The organism is Pseudoxanthomonas sp. UTMC 1351, from assembly GCF_040948865.1.
In the GTDB taxonomy this organism is placed as follows: domain Bacteria; phylum Pseudomonadota; class Gammaproteobacteria; order Xanthomonadales; family Xanthomonadaceae; genus Pseudoxanthomonas_A.
In genome coordinates this window covers 128,739-152,950 of record NZ_JAVGJT010000004.1, presented here as the reverse complement: position 1 = coordinate 152,950, position 24,212 = coordinate 128,739, and the positions used below count along the sequence as shown (strand labels likewise).

Sequence of the window (24,212 nt, the reverse complement as noted above, 5' to 3'; positions counted from 1 at the left end):
GAAATTGCATTGAGACGCCTGGGCAATGAGCTTCAGAACCTTTACCAGGCGTGGAAAAGCGAAAAATCCCTTGTCTGCTTTCCTGGAGTCGGCGGGCGGTCACAGTTTCGGCGGAAATTGACCGGATCGCCTCACGGTGTAAAGTATCCCGCAACACCGGCAACCAGATACACGAGCGGAATGGACATCGGCGCACGCCTGCAATGGATCCGCAAATCCAAGGACCTCAGCCAGCGCGAGCTGGCCAAGCGCGTGGGCGTCACCAATAGCACCATCTCGCTGATCGAACAGAACAAGGTCAGCCCGTCCGTCAGTTCCTTGAAGAAGGTGCTGGACGGCATTCCGATTTCGCTGGCCGACTTCTTCACCCTGGACCTGGATGCCGAGGCGCGCGACACGCCGTTCTATAGCGCCGACGAACTACCGGACGTGGGTAGCAATGGGATTCATTACTACCTGGTGGGCCAGCACCGCCCGCAACGGCAGATGTGCATTCTGCGCGAGGTGATGCCGCCGGGCACCGATACGGGCGAGTCGATGCTGGAGCACGATGGCGAAGAAGGCGGCGTGGTGGTGCAGGGCGAAGTTGAAGTCACCGTAGGCGACCAGGTGCGCGTACTGCGCGCTGGCGAAGGCTACTACTTCGAAAGCCGCATCCCGCACCGCTTTCGCAATGTAAGCGATGAGGATGCGGTGATATTCAGTGCCAATACGCCTGCGACGTTTTGATTGTTTTTGATCTTTCCTTCTCCTTGGGGGTGAAGGCGTACGGCTTGCGAGCCATTGGCTCGCGTACGTCTGAACGCCCTGCGTGCTTCGCAGGGCCGGGGCGCGCAGTGAGATGACTTGATATGCCGAACTAACGAAAGGAAATGCAGGTCTGAATCGATCTGTACATCTGAAAGACTATTCCCTCATCCGCCCTTCGGGCACCTTCTCCCGGGGGGAGAAGGGAACAGCTAGAGGTTCCCATGAACGCTCCGCATACCTTCGACGCCTGGCAAGCCTTCGCCAGCAATCTATCCATCCGCACCCAAGCCTTCATCAACGGCTGCTACGTCGACGCCGCCAGCGGCAAGACTTTCGATTGCGTCAGTCCCATCGATGGTCGCGTGCTGGGCCAGATAGCCGAGTGTGCCGAAGAAGATATCAACCGCGCCGTCGCCGCGGCGCGCCGGAGCTTCGCGTCCGGTGCCTGGGCCGAGGCCAAACCGACTTACCGCAAGAAGGTGCTGCTGAAGTTCGCGCAACTGATCGAAAAGCATGCGGACGAACTCGCGTTGCTGGAATCGCTGGACATGGGCAAGCCGGTAACCGATGCGCGGCAGGTCGATGTCGCCGCTACCATCCGCTGCATGGCGTGGACGGGCGAGGCGCTGGACAAGATCTATGGCGAGGTGGCCGCGACGGGACCGGATGAACTCGGCCTGGTCACTCGCGAACCCTTGGGTGTGGTCGGCGCCATCGTGCCTTGGAATTTCCCGCTGCTGATGGCGACATGGAAGCTAGCGCCGGCATTGGCCATGGGTAATTCAGTGGTGTTGAAGCCTTCGGAGAAATCGCCGCTGTCGGCGATCCGGCTGGCGGAGATCGCAATGGAAGCCGGGTTGCCCGCCGGCGTTTTCAATGTGGTGCCGGGTTTCGGCAAGGAAGCGGGCGAGCCGCTGGCGCTGCACATGGACGTGGACGGGTTGGTGTTCACCGGCTCCACCGCGGTGGGCAAGCGGTTGCTGCAATGCGCGGGCCTGTCCAACATGAAACGCGCGTACATGGAATGCGGCGGCAAGAGCCCGAATATCGTGTTCGCCGACGCGCCCAATCTGGATAAGGCGGCCGAGGCGGCCGCCAGTGGCATTTTCTACAACCAGGGCGAGGTCTGCACGGCGGCATCGCGATTGTTGGTGGAACGTTCCATCAAGGAAGAATTCGTCGCGCGCGTGGTCGAAGCCGGCCGCAAGATGCAGCCGCGCCACCCGTTGGAGCCGGGCGCGCCGATGGGCGCGATGGTCGACGAATCGCAGACCGGCCGTGTGCTGGGCTACATCGAAAAAGGCGTGGCCGAAGGTGCGCGACTGGTACTCGGCGGCAAGCGCGCCGACGTAGTGGCCGGCGGCTGCTATATCGAGCCGACCGTTTTCGACGACGTGGCGCACGCGCATACCATCGCACGCGAGGAAATCTTCGGTCCGGTGTTGTCCGTGATCACCTTCGATGACGAACAGCAAGCCTTTCGCATTGCGAACGACAGCGAATATGGGCTGGCCGCAGGCGTGTGGACGAAAGACATCAGCCGCGCCCATCGCGTCGCCCGCAAACTCCGCGCTGGTAGCGTGTGGGTGAACTATTGGGATGGCGGCGACATGACCGCGCCGTTCGGCGGCTACAAGCAGTCGGGTAATGGCCGCGATAAATCGCTGCATGCCTTCGAGAAGTACACCGAGGTCAAGGCGACCTGGATAAACCTGGCGGATTAATACTGGTGTCTTTGTGGGAGCGACGTAAGTCGCGACGTTGATGTTTCCGGTCGCGACTTACGTCGCTCCCACAAGGAAAGATTCCCACAAGGAAAGATTCCCACAAGGAAAGATTCCCACAAGGAGAGATTCCCACAAGGAAAGAGCTACCCGACTTGCGATGCCGCCGCGATCTGACAGAATCGGGTGTCGCTCACCGAACGTTGCCCATGACCGCTTCCGTCGTCTCCGCTCCCCCCGTGCAAGGCAATTCCCCGCGTCGTGTGCTGTTCGCCAGTCTGATCGGCACGACCATCGAGTTCTTCGATTTCTATATCTACGCCACGGCGGCGGTGCTCGTGTTCCCCAAGTTGTTCTTTCCGGCCAGCGATCCGGCTTCCGCCACGCTGCAGTCGTTGGCGACGTTCGCGCTGGCGTTTTTCGCCCGGCCGGTCGGATCCGCGATATTTGGCCACTTCGGCGATCGTATTGGCCGCAAGGCCACGCTGGTGGCGGCGCTGCTGACGATGGGCCTGTCGACGGTGGTCATCGGCTTGCTGCCAACCTACGCCACTATTGGTGTGGCCGCGCCCTTGCTGTTGGCGGTGTGCCGCTTCGGGCAGGGGCTGGGATTGGGTGGCGAATGGGGCGGGGCGGTACTGTTGGCCACCGAAAACGCGCCGCCGGGCAAGCGCGCCTGGTACGGAATGTTCCCGCAGCTGGGTGCTCCCATCGGCTTCCTGTGTTCCACCGGCATTTTCCTGTTGCTCACCGAACTAATGACCGACGCGCAGTTTCTGGCGTGGGGCTGGCGCATTCCGTTCCTCGCCAGTGCGGTGCTGGTGTTGGTCGGTTTGTGGGTGCGGTTGCGTATTGCCGAAACGCCGGATTTTCAGAAAGCCATCGATAAGGGTGAACGGGTGCGACTGCCGATGCTGACCGTGCTGTCGAAGCATCCGCGCGCATTGCTGGCCGGAACCTTCGCGGCCATGGCGACGTTTGTGCTGTTCTATCTGATGACGGTATTCGCGTTGAGCTGGGGAACCTCGGCTCTGGGCTATTCGCGCGAACAGTTCCTGCTGCTGCAGATGGTGGGCGTGCTGTTCTTCGCTGCAGGAATTCCGGTGTCGGCGATGTTCGCGGATAGGCGCGGCAGGCGCTTGGCGATGATGCTGGCCAGTGTCGCTATCTTTCTGTTCGGCATATTCTTCGCGCCGCTGTTCACCGCCAACAATGCCTGGGGCGTACTGCTGTTCCTGTCGCTGGGATTGGGCGTGATGGGACTGACTTATGGACCCTGCGGCACCATCCTGGCGGAGATGTTTCCGACCGAAGTGCGTTACACCGGCGCGTCGCTGTCGTTCAACCTGGCCGGCATTTTCGGCGCCTCATTGGCACCGTATATCGCCACCTATCTGGCCAAGGACTATGGATTGGCATACGTGGGGTATTACCTGTGCGGAGCGGCCGCGCTGACGTTGGTGGCGTTGTGGATGATGCCGCGCCCCGCGATAGCAACGAGTAAGTAGCAATGAGGCCGTCGCAACGGCAGGCGATAGCGAATAGCCGCTTTGGCTCCTCGTAGAGCGGAGCTTGCTCCGCTGCTTTTTTGTACCCAAACCCATGGCTCGAAGAGCAGCGGAGCAAGCTTAGCTCTACGTTGACCCGGCGCCATCCCGTGATTGCTTCACCACAACGCATCGCGCAATTTGTACCACGCCATCGCGGCTACCAGTATCGGGGTGCGGAAGGCGCGGCCTCCCGGGAACGAATGGTGCGGAATGCGGGAGAACAGATCGAAGCGTTCGGCCTGGCCACGTACGGCTTCGGCGATCAGCTTGCCAGCCAGGCCGGTCGCCGCCACGCCATGGCCGCTGAACCCTTGGGCGAAATAGATGTTCGGCGCCAGTCGGCCCCAATGCGGTGCGCGGTTGAGGGAAATGTCCACGTAGCCGCCCCAGACGTATTCGATGTCCACATCACCCAGTTGCGGGAACACGCGGCGCATGCGCCGGGCCATGGTGCCGCGCAGGTTGGGCGGAGGCAGGGTGGAATAGCTGGCGCGTCCGCCGAACAGCAAGCGGTGATCGCGGCTGAGGCGGAAGTAATCCAGTGCCCAATTCACGTCAGCTACCGCCATATTGTTGCGAATCAGCTCGTGTGCGCGCTGTTCACCCAATGGCACCGTCGCACCGATGTAGGTACCCACCGGCATGATGCGCGACTCCAGTTCTGGCGCCACGCCCCGTAGCCAAGCGTTGCCTGCCAGGATGGCATGATTGCAACGCACTTTTCCTTGTGCGGTCGTCATGACAGGTGATTTGTCACGAACCAGTTGCGTCACCCGCGAACGTTCGAAGATACGTACGCCAGCGACCATTGCTGCTCGCGCCAATCCGAATGCATATTCCATCGGATGCAGGTGACCACTATGCGGATCGTAGACGGCGCCCAGGTAGCGATCGCTCGCGAGCTGCGCACGCAATTGCTCCCGATCCCACCATTCCATGGGGTAGTCGTAGCGTTCGGCCATGTGCGCCTGCCAGGCGTGCAGTTGCCGTTCCTGACGTGACTTGATCGGCACGCTTGCATGCCCGTCGCGCCAATCACAGGCGATGGCGTGTTTGGCGATACGTCCATGCATCCAGGCCATGCCTTCGCGCGAGAGATCGAACAGCTTGCGCGCATCGTCCACGCCGACCAGTGTTTCCAGCTTGTCCTGTTCGCAGCCGAAACCGACGAGGGCTTGGCCACCGTTGCGGCCCGACGCACCCCAGCCGATGCGTTCGGCTTCCAGCACGACGACTCGGTAGCCGGCTTCCGCCAGTTCCAACGCCGCCGACAGGCCGGTGTAACCGGCGCCCAGGATGCAGACGTCGGCGTCGATTCGGCCTTGCAGCGTGGGTTGTTCCGGCAGCGGCGTGGCGCTGGCGGCGTACCAACTGGCTGGGTAGGAGTTTTTGACTGTCAAAAGATCCTCGCTGGCTTTCCTTCTCCCTCCGGGAAAAGGTCCCCGAAGAGCCTGCCCCGTACTTGATACGGGGGCGGATGAGGGAGTGGATCTTCCGATTGCAGCGCAGCTTCCGTGATCGACACTCTCCTTCCCTCATCCGGCGCTTCGCGCCACCTTCTCCCAGAGGGAGAAAGGGAAAAAAACATCACACCGCCCGCAAATACCACGCGTATTCCAGATCGGTCACCTGAGTATAGAAGCTGTGCATCTCCTTCCGCTTCTGTTGCCCATAGATATGCCGGAAGGAGTCGCCGAACTGTTCGCGAATGAATTCGCTGCCCATGAAATCGGTTATCGCGTCACGCCAGAACGGTGTTCGAACTTCCGTCTGCTCATAGGCGTTGCCAGTGATCGGCGGACCAGGATCGAAGCGGTTCTCCAATCCATGCAGCATGCCGGCCAGTACCGCGGCGGTAACCAGATAGATATTGGCGTCGGCGCCCGCCACGCGATGCTCGATGCGCGTGTTGGCTTCGTTGCTGTGTGGGATGCGCATGGCAACGGTGCGGTTGTTGAAACCCCAGCAATCGTTGAGCGGAACGAACGCATTGAGCACGAAGCGCCGATAGCTGTTGGCGTGTGGCGCGAACAACAGCAGGCAGTCGCGGGCACTGCGTTGCAAGCCACCAATAGCGTGCTTCAACGTATCGGCAGGCGCATCCGGCGAAGAGGCAAAGATGTTGCCGCCGGACTCGTCCAGCACGCTGACATGGATATGCATGCCATTGCCGGCCTGCTCCGCGAAGGGCTTGGCCATGAAACTGGCCTGCATGCCCTGCTGCTGCGCTACCGCCTTGATGGCGCGCTTGAGGTAGACCGCATCGTCGCAGGCCAGCACCGCGTTGTCGCGATGCTTGAGGTTGATCTCGAACTGGCCCGGCGCGTATTCGGCCACGGCGGTGTCGGCAGGGATGCCCTGCGCGGCGCAGGTGGCGGCCACCGCATCGGTAAAACCGCGATAGTCGTTGAGGTCTTCCATGTAATAGACCTGTGTACTTTCATTGCGCTGGCCGGTCATGGGATTGATCGGCGTGCGTGGCCGGCCGTGGCTGTCCAGGCGCTGGTCGAACAGATAGAACTCCAGCTCCACTGCGACGACGGGCTTCAGTCCGCGCTGTGCGAAGCGTGTCAGTACGCGTTTCAGAACTTCGCGCGGGTTGGCTTCGAACATGTCGCCGCCAGCGCCCTCCATCGACAGCAGTAACTGCGCCATGGGGCGCGGTGACCATGGCACCGGCCTCAGCGAGCCGGGCACGGGGCGGCAGATGCGGTCTTCATCGCCGATGTCGTAGCCCAATCCGGTTTCTTCGACGGTATTGCCGGTGATATCGGTAGCGATCAGCGACATCGGCAGGCATACGCCATCGGCGTAGACCTTCTCCAGCGCGTCGCGGGTGATGCGTTTGCCGCGCAGCAATCCGTTCATGTCCGGCAGCAGCAGATCCACCAATTCGCAGCCTTCCACGCGCTGCAGGACGGCGACATCTTCGGCGGACAGCGTGGCGCGCGCAGGCGTGCTTTCGACGTGTGGATTGCGGGTCATGGCGGCTTCACGGGCAGTTCGCGGCAGCTTAGCAGACGGCACAGGGTGTCAAGAATCCTCAACGCGCCACGGCCGGTCAAGCCGCCAAGACGACCAATAATGGTGCCGCGCCGCACCAAATCAGCGCTGCTGGGGTAAAAATGAGCCCCTGTGTTGTAAAAATAAAACGGCCGAGTTAAGTTGCGGACACGCCACTTCGAGCTTTCCGCATGACCAGCCTGCCGCTGGTCGGTCTGCCTACCGACCATAAGCAAATCGGTGCGCACCCCTTCCTCGCGGTGGGTGAGAAGTATGCGCGCGCGGTGGTCGATGGTGCGGAAGCGGTGCCAGTGCTGCTGCCTACTTTGGAGCCGGCTTTACCGTTGCGGCAGTTCCTTGAAAGCGTGGATGGCATCCTGCTGACCGGTTCCGTCAGCAACATCGAGCCGCATCATTACAGCGATGAGTCCAGTTACGAAGGCAATCTGCTGGACCCCAAGCGCGACGCCACCAACCTGGCGTTGATTCCGCTGGCGATGGCGATGGGCGTGCCGCTGTTGGCGATCTGCCGCGGCTTCCAGGAAGTGAACGTTGCTTTTGGCGGCAGCCTGTACCAGAAGGTCCACGAGCAGCCGGGCTTCATGGATCATCGCGAAAGACCCGACGATCCGTTGGAAAAGCAATACGGTCCCGCGCATGCGGTCGCGCTGACGCCCGGTGGCATGTTGGCCGACATCGCCAGTGCCGAAAGCGCACAAGTCAACTCGTTGCATGGGCAAGGCATCTCGCGCTTGGGCGCAGGCCTGGCGGTGGAAGCGGTGGCGCCGGACGGTTTGATCGAAGCGTTCCGCCATGATGGCCCGGGTTTCCTGCTTGGCGTGCAATGGCACCCGGAATGGCGGGTGCGCGAAAACCCGTTCTATCTGTCTCTCTTTCAAGCCTTTGGTGCCGCCTGTCGCGCGCGCGCCGCCCAGCGAACGCAGCGGAACGACTCATGAGCCCACGCCCGACCCGCAGCAAGAAAAACGCCGCACCCGAACAGCAGGAAAGTTCGCTCAGACGCTGGTTGAAGGAACGCAGCATCACCGAAGTGGAGTGCCTGGTGCCGGACATCACCGGCAACGCGCGCGGCAAGATCATTCCCGCCGACAAGTTTTCGCACGACTACGGCACACGGCTGCCGGAAGGCATCTTCGCCACCACGGTGACGGGCGAATATCCCGACGATTACTACGAACTGACCTCGCCATCGGATTCGGACATGCTGCTGCGGCCCGATCCGGACACCATTCGCATGGTGCCGTGGGCGGCTGATCCCACCGCGCAAATCATCCATGATTGCTATACCAAGGACGGCAAGCCGCATGATCTGGCGCCACGCAATGTGCTGCGTCGCGTGCTGGCTGAGTACGAAGAGGCCAAGCTGCGCCCCGTGGTAGCGCCGGAGCTGGAATTCTTCCTGGTGCAGAAGAACACCGACCCCGACTTCCCCTTGCTGCCGCCTGCTGGCCGTTCCGGCCGTCCGGAAACCGCGCGGCAGTCGTACTCCATCGATGCGGTCAACGAGTTCGATCCCATCCTGGACCTGATGTACGACTATTGCGAAGCGATGGAGCTGGACGTGGATACGTTGATCCACGAATCCGGTGCCGCGCAGTTGGAAGTCAACTTCACTCACGACGACGCGTTGTCGCGCGCGGACCAGGTATTCCTGTTCAAGCGCACCATGCGCGAAGCGGCGATGCGGCACGGCATCTACGCCACCTTCCTCGCCAAACCGATGGAGAACGAACCGGGCAGCGCCATGCACATCCATCAGAGCCTGGTTGACCCAAAGACTGGCCGCAACGTGTTCGCCGGCAAGACCGATGGCAAGACCAGCAAGTTGTTCGGACATTATCTGGCCGGCTTGCAGAAGTACGTGCCGATGGCGATGGCGTTCTTCGGCCCCAACGTCAACTCCTATCGCCGGCTGGCGCTGGGCCAGGTGGCGCCGATCAACGTGCAGTGGGGATTCGATAACCGCACCTGCGGCTTGCGGGTGCCGATGGACACGCCGGAGAACACGCGGGTGGAGAGCCGCTTCGCTGGGTCCGATGCCAATCCATATCTGGCGATGGCAGCGACACTGGCCTGTGGGTTGCTGGGCATCCGCGAACAGCTCAAACCCACCGAGCCGCTTTCCGGCAGCGCACAGGACGTGGGCTTCGAGTTGCCGCGTTCGCTGGGTGAGGCGCTGGATAATCTGGAAACCTGCAAGCCACTGCAGGACATGCTGGGCAAACGCTTTGTCCGCGCGTATATCTCGGTGAAACGCAAGGAATACGAAACCTTCTTCCGCGTGATCAGTTCGTGGGAGCGGGAGTTCCTGTTGTTGAATGTTTGATGCTTTTTTCCTTCTCCCTCCGGGAGAAGGTGCCCCGCAGGGGCGGATGAGGGAGTGCGCTATCCGGCACCAGCGAAAGTTGGCCGCGAGCGGATGGTCCATTCCCTCATCCGGCGCTTCGCGCCACTTTCTCCCGGCGGGAGAAGGGAAAGCTGATCCTGGAGCTGCCATGAATCTCGACACCCGCACCCTGCAACAACTCGATGCCGCGCACCACCTGCATCCATTCAACGACAACGCAGCGTTGGCGAAGAAGGGCACTCGCATTCTTACCCGTGGCGAAGGTTGCTATGTGTGGGATGCGGAAGGCAATCAACTGCTCGATGCGTTCGCCGGGTTGTGGTGCGTCAATGTCGGGTATGGCCGCAAGGAGCTGGGCGAAGCCGCGTCGAAACAGATGACGCAGCTGGCGTACTACAACAGTTTCTTTCAGTGCACCACGGAGCCGACAATCCAATTGGCGGCCAAGCTGGCCGAACTGGCGCCGGGCGATCTCAACCATGCGTTCTTTACCAATTCCGGCTCCGAGGCCAACGACACCATCCTGCGTCTGGTGCGTCATTTCTGGGCGGTGCAGGACCAGCCACAGAAGAACATCTTCATCGGCCGCCACGACGGCTATCACGGCACCACCATGGCCGGTGCCAGCCTGGGTGGCATGAAAGGCATGCACAAGCAGGGCGGTCTTCCGATCCCCGACATCCACCATATCGATCCGCCATTCTGGTTCTCCGATGGCGGCGAGCTGCCCGAGGATGACTACGGTCTGCTCGCAGCCAAGCGACTGGAAGACAAGATACTGGAGCTCGGGCCGGATCGTGTGGCGGCCTTCATCGGCGAACCCATCATGGGCGCCATCGGGGTGTACATTCCGCCGCGGACGTATTGGCCGCAGATCGAGCGCATCTGTCGTAAGTACGACGTGCTGCTGGTCGCCGACGAAGTGATCTGCGGTTTCGGCCGTACCGGCGAATGGTTCGGTTCGCAGTATTTCGGTTTCCAGCCCGACATCATGACGATCGCCAAGGGCATCACGTCCGGCTATATCCCGTTGGGCGCAGCCATGTTCAATGATCGCGTCGCCGGCGTCTTGAAAGAGCAGGGCGGGGAACTGGCGCACGGATGCACGTATTCCGGCCATCCGGTCTGCGCGGCAGTGGCGCTGGAGAACATCCGTATTTTGCAGGACGAAAAGATCGTCGAAACCTGCAAGCAGGACACCGGCCCTTACCTGGCGCAGCGCTGGGCTGAGTTGGGCGAGCACCGGCTGGTCGGGCAGGCACGTATCGCCGGCATGATGGGTGCGCTGGAACTGGTGCCCGACAAAAGCAAGCGGGGTTACTTCCCGGATCGGGGCTCGGTGGGCGTGCTATGCCGGGATATCGCCCTGCAGCACGGGCTGATCCTGCGCGCCACCTGGGACGCCATGTTGCTGTCGCCACCCTTGATCATCAGCCGCGAACAGATCGACGAGTTATTCGAGAAAGCCTGGAAGGCGCTTGACGGCACGGCCGAGGCATTGGGCTTGTGATCGGCTGCGAGACGACCCGACGGCTACCCAAGGCGAGAGCCGGGCGTATTATGTTTTCTCCCCCTGTGCTGGTTTCTGGAGAAACCTCATGAAGCTTCGAGTGTTGTCGGTGTTGATGGCGGCCTGCGCATTGACTGCCTGCGGCGATAAAGATGAAACAGCGACGAAGGCCGATGAAGCCAAGGTCGTCAACGTCTACAACTGGTCCGACTATATCGCCGAGGACACGCTACCCAATTTCGAGAAGGCAACCGGCATCAAGGTTGTCTATGACGTATTCGATAGCGATGAGATGGTGGAGACAAAACTGCTGGCGGGCTCCAGCGGCTACGACGTGGTGGTGCCGTCGCTGAGCTTCCTGGGCCGGCAGATCCTGGCGGGCGTGTTCCTGCCGCTGGATAAAACCAAGATTCCCAATCTGCAGAATGTCGATCCGGAATTGCTCAAGCGCATCGCGGTGCAGGACCCGGGCAATCAGTACGCCGTGCCGTATCTGTGGGGTACCAGCGGCATCGGCTATAACGTAGACAAGGTGAAAGCCGCCTTCGGCAATACTGAAGTCGCCAATAGCTGGGACCTGGTGTTCAAGCCGGAGAACCTGTCGAAGCTGAAGGATTGCGGCGTTACATTGCTGGATACGCCATCCGAGCTGATCCCCATTGCGCTGAACTATCTCGGCGAGGATCCGCATAGTTTCGATCCCGCCATCATCGACAAGGCGGCTGCACTGCTGAAAGGCATCCGGCCGTACGTGCGCAACTTCCACTCTTCGTCCTACATCAACGATCTGGCCAACGGCGATGTCTGCCTGGTAGTGGGCTGGTCGGGCGACGTGATCCAGGCCCGCGACCGCGCCGCAGAGGCGGGCAACGGCGTCGACATCGCGTACTCGATCCCAAAGGAAGGCGCGCCGCAGTGGTTCGACATGATGGCGATCCCCAAGGATGCCAAGCACGTGGATAACGCCTACGCCTTCATCAACTATATGCTGGACCCAAAAGTCGCGGCGGCGAATACCAACTTCGTGACCTATCCGAACGCGGTGCCATCTTCCAAGCCGATGATCGAAAAATCCATCGTTGAAGATGCCACGATCTATCCACCCGCCGAGGTGGATGCCAAGCTGTTCACCTTCGCGGTACTGCCGCCGGAAGTGGACCGCCAGTACACCCGGATATGGACGGAGCTCAAGACGGGGCAGTAGAAAGTTAAGGGACAGTGGGCCGGCGTGTTGCGGGTCCAGCCAGGCAGGGCAAAAAATTGAAGTGGAAAAGTTCTGGTTGAACCTGAGATGGAAAATCTGATCGAAGCCGCACCACGCCCATCCCCCTGTCATGTCGTCATATCTGGAGAGAGATTGATGAAATTGAGAACCCTAGCGACCGCTATCCTGATCGGCGCTGTTCTGACCGCTTGCGGCGATAAGCCTGCCGACGGCACCGCCGCCAATAGCGAGAAGGAAGGAGAAGCCAAGGAAGTCAATGTCTACAACTGGTCCGACTACATTGCCGAGGACACGATTCCCAACTTCGAAAAATCGACGGGTATCAAGGTCACCTACGATGTGTTCGACAGCAACGAAGTTCTGGAAACGAAGTTGCTGGCCGGCTCCAGCGGCTACGACATCGTCGTGCCCACGTTGAACTTCCTGGGCCGGCAGATCCAGGCCGGCGTTTTCATGCCGCTGGACAAAGCCAAGATTCCCAACTACGCCAATCTCGATCCGGAAATCATGAAACGGATCGAAACGCAGGATCCGGGCAATCAGTACGCCATTCCCTACATGTGGGGCACCACCGGCATTGGCTACAACGTGGACAAGGTGAAAGCGGCGTTTGGCACTACCGAGATCGCCAACAGCCTGGACATCGTCTTCAAGCCCGAGAACATCTCCAAGTTGAAAGACTGCGGCGTTACGCTGCTGGATACGCCATCTGAAATTATTCCAATTACCCTGAACTACCTGGGCGAAGATCCCAACAGCACCGACCCGGCCGTGATCGACAAAGCCGCGGCGCTGCTGAAAACCATCCGTCCCTACATCACCAACTTCCACTCGTCGCAGTACATCGACGCGCTGGCCAATGGCGATACCTGCCTGGTGGTGGGCTGGTCGGGCGACATCATCCAGGCGCGCGACCGCGCTGAGGAAGCGGGCAACGGAGTAAAGATCGCCTACGCCATTCCCAAGGAAGGGGCGCCGCAATGGTTCGACATGCTGGCCATTCCCAAGAGCGCAAAGAATATCGACAGCGCCTACGCCTTCATCAACTACCTGCTGGATCCGCAGGTGATGGCCAATAACTCGAACTTCATCAGCTATCCCAACGCCATCCCCAAGTCGAAGCCGCTGATGGACAAGTCCATCACGGAGGACCAGACGATCTATCCGCCACCGGAAGTGGCCGCGAAGCTTTTCACTTTCGCCATTATTCCGCCTGAAGTGGATCGGCAGTACACGCGTATTTGGACGGAGCTGAAAACGGGGCAGTGAGGGTGATGAAGCGTAAAGGGTGAAGTCGCGCCTTCGGCGCTGCGAAGAGTAAATAGAAGCGGATTGCTTCATTTGCAGGCGGCATGGCCGCCGACTTCACTCTTCACAGCCCGCGGTGCGGGCGGCTTTACCAAGATGGTAAAGGGTGAAGTCGCGCCTTTGGCGCTGTAAAGAGTAAATGGAAGCGGGTGGCTTTATTTGCAGGCGGCGCAGCCGCCGACTTCACTCTTCACAGCCCGCAGCGCGGGCGGCTTTACCGTATGGGGAATCACATGGTGGAAGACCACGGCACCAAAAGCGGCACCAAAGAAAATGCCGAGGCCTATCTGCGCATCGTCGATGTGCGCAAGGAGTTCGACGGTTTCGTCGCGGTCGACGATACCAACCTGGCTATCCGCAAAGGCGAGGTCTTCGCGTTGTTGGGTGGATCGGGCTGCGGAAAGTCGACGCTGCTGCGCTGCTTGGGCGGTTTCGAAAAGCCTACCGCCGGCAAGATCTACCTGGACGGCCAGGTCATGAACGACCTGCCGCCGTACGAGCGCCCCATCAACATGATGTTCCAGTCGTATGCGTTGTTTCCGCATATGACGGTGGAGCAGAACATCGCGTTCGGATTGAAGCAGGACGGCTTGTCCAAGGACGCCATCAACAAGCGCGTGGAAGAAATGCTGGCGTTGGTACAACTGAACCGGCTGGCCAAGCGCAAGCCGCATCAGCTGTCCGGCGGTCAACAACAGCGCGTGGCGCTGGCGCGCTCGCTGGCGAAAGGGCCGAAGCTGCTGTTGCTCGACGAGCCCATGGGCGCATTGGATAAAAAGCTGCGTTCGCAGATGCAGCTGGAACTGGTCAATATCATCGAGAAGTCCGGAGTGACTTGCGTGATGGTCACCCACGACCAGGAAGAAGCCATGACCATGGCGACCCGCATCGCGCTGATGGATGCCGGCCGCATTCGCCAGGTTGGTACGCCGGACGAAATCTACGAGCAGCCCACCAGCCGGTTCGCCGCCGAGTTCATCGGTTCGGTCAACCTGATGGAGGGTGTGATCGAAGAGGATGAATCCGACTACGTGACCATCCGTTGCCCGCACTTACCTGTAGCGATTTATATCGGCCACGGTATCTCCGGTTTCGAGGGGCAGCAGGTTTCCTTCGCGGTGCGTCCCGAAAAGCTGGGCATCGGCAAGCAGGAGCCGGAGCAGTCGTACAACAAGGCCAAAGGCGTCATCGAGGATATCGCTTACTTCGGCAGCCATTCGGTTTATCACGTGCGATTGCCGGGCGGCTACAAGATCATGGCCAACTTCGCCAATGTGCAGCGCTGGGCAAGCGAAGGCATGACCTGGAACGACGAGGTGTGGGTGTGGTGGGGCGACAACGACGGCGTGGTGCTGACGTCATGAAGATCGCCACCTTCCTCAAGAAACTCTCGCCGCACCCGCGCTGGGGGGTGATCGGGATTCCTTATGTGTGGTTGCTGCTGTTCTTCGCCATCCCGTTCCTGATCGTACTGAAGATCTCGTTCGCCAAATTGGCGATCCAGATGCCGCCGTACACGCCCATCATGGAGTACGTGAACAATGCGGTGACCATGAAGCTCAACTTGAGCAACTACGTGGCGCTGTTCACCGATTCGCAATACGTACGGGCTTACTTGAGTTCAGTGAAGATCGCTGCAATATCGACCTTCCTCGCGCTGTTGGTCGGTTACCCGATCGCCTATGCCATCGCCAGGCTGCCGCCTGCCTCGCGCAATATCGCGATGATGCTGGTGGTGCTGCCGTCGTGGACGTCGTTCCTGATCCGGGTGTACGCATGGATCGGCATTCTCAAGAGCAGCGGACCGGTTGGCAGGCTGCTGGAAAAGTTGGGCATCATCGACCTGCTGGTCGGGTTGGGCCTGATCGATGGCCGACAAATTTTGTACACGCCTCTGGCCGCTTATGTCGGCATCGTGTACTGCTATCTGCCGTTCATGGTGCTGCCGCTGTACACCAATCTGGTCAAGCACGATAACCGACTGTTGGAAGCAGCCTACGACCTGGGCGCGAAGCCCTGGAAAGCGTTCTTCACCATCACTCTGCCGTTGTCGCGCGCTGGCATCATCGCCGGCTGCATGTTGGTCATGATTCCCGCCGTGGGCGAGTTCGTGATTCCCGAGCTGCTGGGCGGACCGGACACCTTGATGATCGGCCGCGTGCTGTGGGGTGAATTCTTCAACAATCGCGACTGGCCGGCGGCGTCCGCGGTCGCCATTGTGATGCTGATCCTGCTGTTGATTCCCATCCTGATATTCAACCGTGTGCAACAGCGCGAAATGGAAGGGAAGCTGATATGACCCGCTTCACCCGCCACTGGCCGAGCTGGCTGATTCTGGGCCTGGGTTTCGCCTTCCTGTACGTACCGGTCTTCATCCTGATGGCGTACTCGTTCAACGAGTCGCGCCTGGCGACCGTTTGGTCAGGATTTTCCCTGAAGTGGTACGGCGCGTTGTTCCGCGACAAGCAGATGCTCGACGCCGCCTGGATCAGCATCAAGGTGGCGTTCTGGACCGCTACCGCCGCGGTCGTACTGGGCACGATGGCGGCGCTGGCGATGACGCGCATGCGCCGGTTCACAGGCAAGACGCTTTTCGGAGCACTGATCACTGCGCCACTGGTGATGCCGGAAGTGATCATCGGCCTGTCGTTGCTGCTGATGTTCGTGTCGCTCGGCGAACTGTTCAACATGACGCCCAAAGGCATCATGGCGATCTGGATCGCGCATGTGACCTTCACGCTGGCCTTCGTCACTGTGGTCGTGTCATCGCGGCTTGCCGAGTTGGATAGGTCGCTGGAAGAAGCCGCCATGGACCTGGGTGCCAACCGGATCAAGGTGTTCTTTCTGATCACGCTGCCGATCATCGCGCCAGCGCTGGTGTCGGGCTGGCTGCTGGCGTTCACGCTGTCGCTGGATGATGTGGTGATCGCCAGCTTCGTCGCCGGTCCCAGTTCCACCACGTTGCCGATGAAGGTGTTTTCGTCGGTGCGGCTGGGCCTGAGCCCCAAGATCAACGCATTGGCCACGCTGATGATCGCGGCGGTGTCGATCGCCGCGTTCTTGGCATGGTGGTTGATGTACCGCGAAGAAAAGCGGCGTCAGCGTGATGTGCAGATGGCGTTGCAGGAGAATGGGTGAGGGTGGAGCGGGGAACAGGGAACAGGGAACAGGGAATGAAAGAATGTTGTCGCCGAAGGTATACGTACCTCCGGCGACAGAGATAGATCATTCCCCGTTCCCCACAACCCGCTAACGCCACAATGGTCAAAATATCTCGCATCCCACCGAAGCCTCCCCGCCATGACCGTCGACATCATCAATCCCGCCAACGGCAAGATTGAACATCGCCAGGAACTGATGAACGCGGCAGCCGTGGAAGCGGTATTGGCCGGGGCCCAGAAGGCTTTTCTTGCGTGGTCATCCCGGCCGCTGGCCGAACGCGGCGAGTTGCTGCGCCGGGTAGGCGCGGAGCTGCGGCGGCGCAAGGACGACTTCCAACGCACCATGACCGCCGAGATGGGCAAGCTGCGCAAAGAGGCGCTGGGTGAAGTGGAGAAATGTGCCGGCGCCTGCGACTACTACGCTGATCATGCCGCCGATTATCTGCGCGACCAGTCCATCGCAACCGATGGCAGCAAGAGCTACGTGCGCTACGAACCGCTGGGCTGCGTGCTGGCGGTGATGCCGTGGAACTTCCCGATCTGGCAGGTGTTCCGCTTCCTGGCGCCTGCGCTGATGGCCGGTAATGTCGCCGTGCTGAAACATGCCAGCAACGTGCCGCGCTGCGCCGATCTCATTGCTGAATCGTTGGCGGCGGCCGGCATTCCGCCAGGCGTGTTCGGTGTGCTGCATATCGATAACGATCAGGCTGCGGAAGTGATTCGCGATCCGCGCATTGTCGCGGTGACGCTAACCGGCAGTGAGCGTGCAGGGCGTTCGGTGGCTTCCAATGCAGGCCAGCAGTTGAAGAAGTGCGTGATGGAGCTGGGCGGCAGCGATGCGTTCGTGGTGTTGGACGATGCCGATCTGGAAAAGACCGTGGCCGGTGCGGTGGCATCGCGTTTCGCCAACGCGGGGCAAACCTGCATCGCCGCCAAGCGCTTCATCGTGGTCGACGCGATCGCGGAGGAATTCGTGAAGCGGTTTGTTGACGCGTCGTCCAAACTGACGTTGGGCGATCCACAGCAGGATTCCACCACGTTGGCGCCACTGGCGCGGCAAGACCTGCGCGACGGTCTGCACAAACAGGTGCAGGCCAGCATCGCCAAAGGTGCCAAACCGTTGTTGGGCTGCGTACCGGACGGATCGTATGCGGGCTACCCGGCATCGATTCTCGATAACGTCCGGCCCGGCATGCCGGCCTACGAGGAAGAACTGTTCGGGCCTGTTGCCAGCATCCTGCGTGTGCGCGACGAGGAAGAGGCGATACGCGTTGCCAATGACACCACATTCGGTTTGGGTGGCAGTGTGTGGACGGACGACCCCGAACGCGGCGATAGGGTCGCGCGTCAGCTGCAAGTGGGCGCGGCCTTCGTCAACGCTATCGTGCGCAGCGACGTGCGGCTGCCGTTCGGCGGCACCAAGCGCTCAGGCTTTGGTCGGGAGCTGGCCGACCACGGCATTCATGAGTTCATGAACATCAAGTCGGTCTATGTGGCTTGATGTGCTATCGGACGGACGAACCACAAATCCGAACCGATAAATCAATGTAGGAGCGGCGTCCCGCCGCGAGCTCTTCCTGTCAGATTGCCATAGAAGCAAAGAGCGATGGAAACTGCCTGTTCGCCATCTGGACGCGCTGCGGCGCGTTCTTTTATCGCGACACTGTGCCGCTATCGGGGCGCGCTCGCGGCGAGACGCCGCTCCTACACAGCCGCTTCGAGCGACCCTGGTCCATCATTGGAACAGATGGTTACGTTGGTCATCATTCCGTCGGAGGCGGGGCGGTGCCATCTTGTAGCGGTCACAAAGGAGCCGCCATGAACATTGCTACCCAAACCAGTCCTGCCCGCGTCCTGCGCAAAGTGCGCGGCCGCGCCGCTTCCGATGGTGCCGGCGTCAAACTGACCCGCGTGATCGGCGGTCCGGACCTGCCCGATCTGGATCCGTTCCTGCTGCTGGATGAGTTCGGCACCGATCGTGCTGAAGACTATCTGGCAGGCTTCCCCGATCACCCGCATCGTGGCTTCGAAACCGTCACGTATATGTTGGACGGCCGCATGCGTCATCGCGACAACCACGGCAACGAAGGTCTGCTGACGCCGGGTTCGGTGCAGTGGATGACGGCCGGCCGCGGCTTGGTGCATTCGGAAATGCCCGAGCAGGAATCCGGCCGCATGCGGGGCTTCCAGCTGTGGGTGAATCTGCCCGCGCGCGAGAAGATGACTGATCCCAAATATCAGGAGTTCGCGCCGGATCGCATTCCCGTCGCGACACCTGCCCAGGGCGTCAGCGTGAAGGTGATTGCCGGCGCAGTGGGCGAAGTGGTCGGCCCCATCGTGCAGCCCGCCACCGATCCGCTGTACCTGGACATCGCGTTGGAAGCGGGGCGTGACTGGCGTTATCTGTTGCCGGAAGACCACAACGTCTTCACCTATGCGTTTGAAGGCGCCGTAACTGTGGGCGAAGGTGATGACGCCCGGCCGCTGGAGACGCACGAACTCGCGGTACTGGGAGGTGGAAACGAACTGCACCTGCGTGCCGGTAACCAACCCGCGCGACTGATCCTGGTCGCCGGTCGGCCGCTACGCGAACCGGTCATGCGACACGGTCCATTTGTGATGAACACCAAGCAGGAACTGATGCAGGCCTTCGTCGATTTCCAGGAGGGGCGTTTCTAGATATCGGCATTGGCATATGTAGGAGTGGCGTCCCGCCGGTAGGAGCGAATCGTACGAATCAACGCCCCGCAGAGAGCAAAATCGCGCTGGTCTCGTTGACATCCAATTGCTGTGCCAGCGATTGCAGCGAACCTAGTTCTTCGGCGGACCCGGCATTGATCCAAACCTGGGCGTAGTGATTCTTGGCTAGCTTGATTACCGTGATACGGCGCGATTCCGCATCGGGAAAGTTGCGGCCGGCGAGGTCCGGGCGGTACCAGTACAGTTCTTTGCCGGAAAACATGCCTTCCTCGGCGCGTAGCGGACGGGTGAGGCTGATGTCAGGGTCCTTCGTCGTCAGCATGACGTTCAACACCTGGCGCCCGTCTTGCGTCACGGCTTTGCAGGCGATGAATTCGCGATCTACCCGCTGCTCCCATTGCAGGTCGGAGTTGGCGGGTAAAGCGGGACATTGAAACGACTGTTGCGCCAGCGCGGTGGCGGGCAATAACAACAAACCTAGGACGAGAGCGGTCTTCATACGGGGGTCCCCCTTGAGCGATGTCGCAATGCGCGGCGAATGTTGTGGCATCAATTGGATCGCCGTGGCGGGCCTTCGTGCTGGCCGGACCTCTTTATCCCCATGGTTCCCACGGCTTCCACTGCCAGCTTCCCCGCTGGCAGGTAGAACGACCATAGCCCAACCGATGGGCTATTGACAACCTTAGGAGAATGCCGTGCCCGCAGCTGGCGTGGCTATAGAGCGGAGCAAGCTCCGCTCTACGAAAAGCGCGGCTATTCGCTAGCGCCTGCCGTTGCGACAGCCTCGTTGCCATCGGCTCGGTGGCATAGCGGGGCGCAGCTGCACCCGCGGGCCGGCGGAAGGTCAAGTCTCGTCGCGGCCCAGCCAGCCGTACAGCATGCCGCCGATCAGGCCGCCCAGGATGGGCGCCAGCCAGAACAGCCACAGCTGGCTCAATGCGCCGGAGCCGGCAAACAACGCCACACCGGTGGAACGGGCGGGATTTACCGAGGTGTTGGTCACCGGGATGCTGATCAGGTGGATCAAGGTCAGCGCAAGACCAATCGCGATCGGCGCAAACCCCGCCGGTGCGCGCTTGTGGGTAGCGCCCATGATGACGACCAGGAAGAACGCGGTCAGCACCACTTCCGTCAGAAAGCCCGCGGCGACCGAATAGCCGCCGGGTGATAGCGCGCCGTAGCCGTTGCTGGCGAACGCGCCGGCAGCGGCGGGGTCGATGGCGAAACCCGCGGTGCCCTTAGCGATCTGCAACAGGATGAACCCTGCCGCGATGCCGCCGATGACCTGTGCCACCACATAAGGCAGTAACTGTTTGGCCGGGAAACGCCCGCCCGCCCAGAGACCAAAGCTGACCGCTGGATTGAAATGGCCGCCAGAAATATGGCCGAAGGCATACGCGCCGGTCAGCACGGTAAGGCCGAACGCCAACGATACCCCCAGCAAGCCGATACCCAGCGGGTTGCCATCTCCACCGAAATTGGCCGCCAACACCGCGCTGCCGCACCCACCCAGTACCAGCCAAAACGTACCCAGGAACTCTGCCGCCAGCTTCTTGCCAAGATTCATCGGAATCTCCTTGTATGTTGACCAAGCCGTCGGTCGACGGCGCAGGCACCATAGCCACCTGAAGGAGTGGGGGCAAGTAGGAGAGCGGCGTCTCCTCGTGTAGGAGCGGCGTCCCCGCCGCGAGCTCTTTCTGTCAGATCAGAGGAAGCCGAAGCAAAAGCTCGCGGCGAGACGCCGCTCCTACCAGACACGGCTACATCAACGCTCCGGCAACGGAATGAATTCTGTTTCGCCGGGTATCTGCCCGAAACGGCCTTCGAGCCAATCCTGCTTGGCCTGTTCGATGCGTTCCTTGGAGCTCGACACAAAATTCCACCACATATGACGCGGCGCATCCAAAGGTTCGCCACCCAGCAGCATCGCCTTGAGCGGCGTCTTGGCACGCAGCACCGAGCGGACGCCGCGATCCAGCACGACCAGATGCTTTTCCGGAATGTCGGCGCCGTCCAGCTGAGCATCGCCTTCCAACACATACAAGGCGCGCTCGATGGCGGTGTCGTCGATGGCCAACTCCGCATCAGCGTCCAGATCGATGGCGACATTGAAGGTGTCGGCGAATACCCGCACCGGCGACTCCTCGCCAAAGGCGCGGCCTGCGATGACGCGTACGAAGGCGCCGTCGCGACGCCACTGCGGCAAGGTTGCTGCCGCATGGTGGTGGAACTCGGGTGCGACCTCTTCGTCCGTCTTGGGCAGCGCCACCCACGTCTGCATGCCATGCACGGCGTGGCCCTGGCCGCGTTCGCCGACGGGAGTGCGTTCTGAGTGGGCAATGCCGCGGCCGGCGGTCATCCAGTTGACGTCGCCTGGCACGATCACCTGTTCCGAACCCAGTGTGTCCTTGTGGTTGATGGCGCCCGCCCAGAGGAACGTCACCGTCGCCAGGCCGATATGCGGATGCGGCCGTACGTCGATACCGCGGCCAGGTTCGAATATCGCCGGGCCCATGTGATCGACGAACACGAACGGCCCCACACTGCGTGCTTGCAGGCTGGGCACGGCGCGGCGCACTTCAAAGCCGCCGCCAAGGTCATGGACGCGGGGGGTAATGAGAGTAGTCATGGGTCCTCCTGTGTGGTTCGCAGGATCGCATGGCTTAGGCGAAAGTCTGTCGTCGTTGCGGAAACGGTCCGTTGCGCGATGGGCTGGGATGGGAATGGGGGAATGGGGGAATGGGGGAGTAGGGAGTAGGGAATAGGGAATAGGGAATAGGGAATCAAGAGCAAGAGCGAAAGTGTAAGCGGACCTTTTGCTCTGCCTCCCCCTTTCTAAAGGGGGATCGAGGGGGATTTGCTTTTGCTTTTCCGGCACGCGTTAAAGAACAACAACACCTGCGGCGCGCGGAAACTGTCCGCCGCGTTCAACGATCCCAGCAAAAGCATTGGCCGGCCAGAACGATGGCTTGTCAGCACTCGGGCAAAATCGCTCTAGAGCAGCCTGATCAAAGCAATCCGTTAGATGCCGGGGGCGTCGGAATGCTCACTTCGCCACGCCGCGATGCCAAGCGGTCGGCCAACCGCGTGGGTTCCGGCAGCCGGTAGCCAGCCAGGAAGCGCAGCACCAACGCCGCGGAGGTTTCCATGGATACGCGGTGTCCGGGTGACACGATCAGCGGATTGCAGCGCCGTTTGCTGCGCAGGGCCCAGCCGATTTGTTCACCGCGGTGCAGCAGCGGACTGCGATCGCCCGGTTGTGGGCCGGGTTCTTCGTAGTTTCCGCACAAGGCTTTTTTTGCGACGCCTATGGTGGGAAGTCCGGTGACCACGCCGAAGTGAGCGGCGATACCCAGCCGGCGTGGATGGGCGATGCCTTGGCCATCCACGAAGACCAGATCGGGCATGCGCGTCAGCATCGTTTTCGCTTCCATCAAGGCCGGCAATTCCCGGAAGCTCAGCAGCCCAGGCACGTACGGCATCGGCGTGGAAACACGGACGATATGCGCCTCGACCGGCTGAAGCGTATGTGCATTCAGCAGCACCACGGCCGCGCGGGCGCGGGTGCCTTCGTCCTCGAAGCCGACATCGAAGCCTGCAAGGAGATGCGGCTCGGGGAAGTCGTCCCGCAACAAAACGCGCTGCGCGAGTTCGGCTTGCAAGGTGCGGGCCGCCGCTACGCTGCCGTCCCAGTCGCCGAATAGGTCTGATCGCATCGTGTCATTCATGCGGATAAGGTTAACGCCGGAATGTTTGCATGGTGTGCATGCGCAGGAGCATTCAGGCATGACGTCATGACCCGCCATTCGGCTGTTGAAGAGCTCCTCAGCAGCGCTACTGGTCAACGCGGCTCCTGGTACAGGCGCTGGGTCCCGGCGTACGCCGGGATGACGGGAATGTTTGATGACGAGTCATTCGGCTGTTGAAGAGCGATTCGAAGTGAGTACTCGATACGAATCGCCCGGCGCGTCGCACGGATGTTCATTGCGGGTCAGGCGGTGGTGGGTCATGGCGAACTCGCAGAAAACGCGCGAAACGCGGAAGCCCCTTGGACGTAAGCCCGTTGTAGCGGTAGGTGACCATGCTGCCAATGGCTGGCGGTTCGGCTCGTTGGACATCGGTGAAACCAGTGCCCAGGCGAAATCGCCTGCCATCCGACAACTCGACCAGCAGCGCGCCCATCATGCCCACGTATTTACCTTTGCCTGGCGCATGACCGACTACGCGGGCTTCGGCATCCTGAAAAGGTTTGTACTTGAGCAGACTGCCGCTGCGGCCGGCCGAGTAGCGTGCGCTTCGATGATGCAGCATCAGCCCCTCGCCACCGGCGGCGACGACTTCGTTGAGCCGTGCATCGAGTTTTTCTGCATCGTCGAAGCGGGATTGTGCGACGGGTTGCAGCCATGCCACACCTACCGCGGACAGCAGCGTTCGCATCCGCATGACACGCGCTTCGAATGCGCCGCCATGATCAGGTAGATCGAACACCATGAAGCGCACCTGGCGCCACGCCGCATCGTCCGGCTGAATTGAACGCACCAACGCACTGACTTCATCGAAGCGGCCGCGTCCCATCCAGAGCTCGCCATCCATTGCCACGTTCGGCCACTTGGCCGTGAACCAGGCTGGCGGCGAGACACGTTGACCACCGCGAGTCCACAACTGCCGGCCGTCCCAGCGGCCGCGCACGCCGTCCAGCTTCTCGCTCACCCAATAGCTGGAAACGTCGCTGCCACCGCTGTAGTCGGTGGCGAGCATCAGCCGAGGTGGTGCATTCTCGCCAGCCGAGAGTGCGGGTGGCGCAAGACAGGCCAGCAGCAGAATGAACGTGCGAAGAAAAGACATTTTTGACTCCTCCTTGAGTGTGCATCGAATGCGCAATAGCGCCGAGTTCCGATGGTGTCCGTCAGCAT

General features: G+C 61.0%; 20 protein-coding genes. 13 read left to right on the top strand and 7 right to left on the bottom strand.

What is annotated here, in order from left to right; translation table 11 throughout:
* Positions 1-180: 180 nt before the first annotated feature.
* The 3 genes from AB6O04_RS02620 to AB6O04_RS02610 all read left to right on the top strand — a co-directional run bounded on the left by AB6O04_RS02620 (position 181) and on the right by AB6O04_RS02610 (position 3,982).
* Positions 181-729, top strand: coding sequence for a cupin domain-containing protein (locus AB6O04_RS02620; protein ID WP_368562114.1), 549 nt, complete (start codon positions 181-183; stop codon positions 727-729).
* 242 nt (positions 730-971) lie between these two features.
* A complete protein-coding gene (locus AB6O04_RS02615) occupies positions 972-2,474 on the top strand; it encodes an aldehyde dehydrogenase (protein WP_368562111.1) in 1,503 nt (500 codons plus the stop codon).
* Positions 2,475-2,683: 209 nt separating this feature from the next.
* Complete coding sequence (locus tag AB6O04_RS02610) at positions 2,684-3,982, top strand: MFS transporter (protein ID WP_368562110.1); 1,299 nt, start codon at positions 2,684-2,686, stop codon at positions 3,980-3,982.
* A 158-nt stretch (positions 3,983-4,140) separates the two neighbouring features.
* Here AB6O04_RS02610 and AB6O04_RS02605 read toward each other — a convergent pair whose 3' ends face one another.
* Together AB6O04_RS02605 and AB6O04_RS02600 are read right to left on the bottom strand one after the other, a co-directional pair.
* Positions 4,141-5,424: an NAD(P)/FAD-dependent oxidoreductase gene (locus AB6O04_RS02605; RefSeq protein ID WP_368562109.1), complete on the bottom strand. Its 1,284-nt coding sequence runs from the start codon at positions 5,422-5,424 to the stop codon at positions 4,141-4,143.
* 187 nt (positions 5,425-5,611) lie between these two features.
* Positions 5,612-7,009, bottom strand: a complete 1,398-nt coding sequence (locus AB6O04_RS02600; protein ID WP_368562107.1) for a glutamine synthetase family protein — start codon at positions 7,007-7,009, stop codon at positions 5,612-5,614.
* 209 nt (positions 7,010-7,218) lie between these two features.
* Here AB6O04_RS02600 and AB6O04_RS02595 point away from each other — a divergent pair, with 209 nt between their 5' ends.
* The 10 genes from AB6O04_RS02595 to AB6O04_RS02550 all read left to right on the top strand — a co-directional run bounded on the left by AB6O04_RS02595 (position 7,219) and on the right by AB6O04_RS02550 (position 19,278).
* Entirely contained in the window at positions 7,219-7,986 is a 768-nt protein-coding gene (locus AB6O04_RS02595; RefSeq protein WP_368562106.1) for a gamma-glutamyl-gamma-aminobutyrate hydrolase family protein, read from the top strand.
* A complete protein-coding gene (locus tag AB6O04_RS02590; RefSeq protein WP_368562105.1) occupies positions 7,983-9,374 on the top strand; it encodes a glutamine synthetase family protein in 1,392 nt (463 codons plus the stop codon). Before AB6O04_RS02595 ends, AB6O04_RS02590 begins: the two co-directional genes overlap by 4 nt.
* A 169-nt stretch (positions 9,375-9,543) precedes the next feature.
* Positions 9,544-10,905 carry an aspartate aminotransferase family protein gene (locus AB6O04_RS02585; RefSeq protein WP_368562104.1) on the top strand — a complete coding sequence of 454 codons (1,362 nt, stop codon included), beginning with the start codon at positions 9,544-9,546 and terminating at the stop codon, positions 10,903-10,905.
* A gap of 88 nt (positions 10,906-10,993) precedes the next feature.
* Complete coding sequence (locus tag AB6O04_RS02580) at positions 10,994-12,109, top strand: polyamine ABC transporter substrate-binding protein (protein ID WP_368562103.1); 1,116 nt, start codon at positions 10,994-10,996, stop codon at positions 12,107-12,109.
* A gap of 156 nt (positions 12,110-12,265) precedes the next feature.
* Positions 12,266-13,399, top strand: coding sequence for a polyamine ABC transporter substrate-binding protein (locus AB6O04_RS02575; RefSeq protein ID WP_368562102.1), 1,134 nt, complete (start codon positions 12,266-12,268; stop codon positions 13,397-13,399).
* A gap of 272 nt (positions 13,400-13,671) precedes the next feature.
* Positions 13,672-14,802 (top strand): ABC transporter ATP-binding protein, encoded by a 1,131-nt coding sequence (locus AB6O04_RS02570; protein WP_368562219.1) that lies wholly within the window; start codon positions 13,672-13,674, stop codon positions 14,800-14,802.
* Complete coding sequence (locus AB6O04_RS02565) at positions 14,799-15,737, top strand: ABC transporter permease subunit (RefSeq protein WP_368562101.1); 939 nt, start codon at positions 14,799-14,801, stop codon at positions 15,735-15,737. The genes AB6O04_RS02570 and AB6O04_RS02565 overlap by 4 nt, the downstream gene beginning before the upstream one ends.
* Positions 15,734-16,576, top strand: coding sequence for an ABC transporter permease subunit (locus AB6O04_RS02560; protein WP_368562100.1), 843 nt, complete (start codon positions 15,734-15,736; stop codon positions 16,574-16,576). The genes AB6O04_RS02565 and AB6O04_RS02560 overlap by 4 nt, the downstream gene beginning before the upstream one ends.
* A gap of 162 nt (positions 16,577-16,738) precedes the next feature.
* Positions 16,739-18,100, top strand: coding sequence for an NAD-dependent succinate-semialdehyde dehydrogenase (locus AB6O04_RS02555; RefSeq protein ID WP_368562099.1), 1,362 nt, complete (start codon positions 16,739-16,741; stop codon positions 18,098-18,100).
* Positions 18,101-18,417: 317 nt separating this feature from the next.
* On the top strand, positions 18,418-19,278 hold the full coding sequence (locus tag AB6O04_RS02550) for a pirin family protein (protein WP_368562098.1): 861 nt from the start codon (positions 18,418-18,420) through the stop codon (positions 19,276-19,278).
* A 58-nt stretch (positions 19,279-19,336) separates the two neighbouring features.
* On the opposite strand, the gene AB6O04_RS02545 is transcribed toward AB6O04_RS02550, so the two are convergent.
* The 5 genes from AB6O04_RS02545 to AB6O04_RS02525 all read right to left on the bottom strand — a co-directional run bounded on the left by AB6O04_RS02545 (position 19,337) and on the right by AB6O04_RS02525 (position 24,144).
* Entirely contained in the window at positions 19,337-19,798 is a 462-nt protein-coding gene (locus AB6O04_RS02545; RefSeq protein WP_368562097.1) for a hypothetical protein, read from the bottom strand.
* A 345-nt stretch (positions 19,799-20,143) separates the two neighbouring features.
* Complete coding sequence (gene aqpZ / locus AB6O04_RS02540; RefSeq protein ID WP_368562096.1) at positions 20,144-20,866, bottom strand: aquaporin Z; 723 nt, start codon at positions 20,864-20,866, stop codon at positions 20,144-20,146.
* Between the two features lie 198 nt (positions 20,867-21,064).
* Entirely contained in the window at positions 21,065-21,928 is an 864-nt protein-coding gene (locus tag AB6O04_RS02535) for a pirin family protein (RefSeq protein ID WP_368562095.1), read from the bottom strand.
* A 379-nt stretch (positions 21,929-22,307) separates the two neighbouring features.
* Positions 22,308-23,015: a deoxyribonuclease V gene (gene nfi, locus AB6O04_RS02530; protein WP_368562094.1), complete on the bottom strand. Its 708-nt coding sequence runs from the start codon at positions 23,013-23,015 to the stop codon at positions 22,308-22,310.
* Positions 23,016-23,280: 265 nt separating this feature from the next.
* On the bottom strand, positions 23,281-24,144 hold the full coding sequence (locus tag AB6O04_RS02525) for a DNA ligase (protein WP_368562092.1): 864 nt from the start codon (positions 24,142-24,144) through the stop codon (positions 23,281-23,283).
* Between the last annotated feature and the right edge of the window lie 68 nt (positions 24,145-24,212).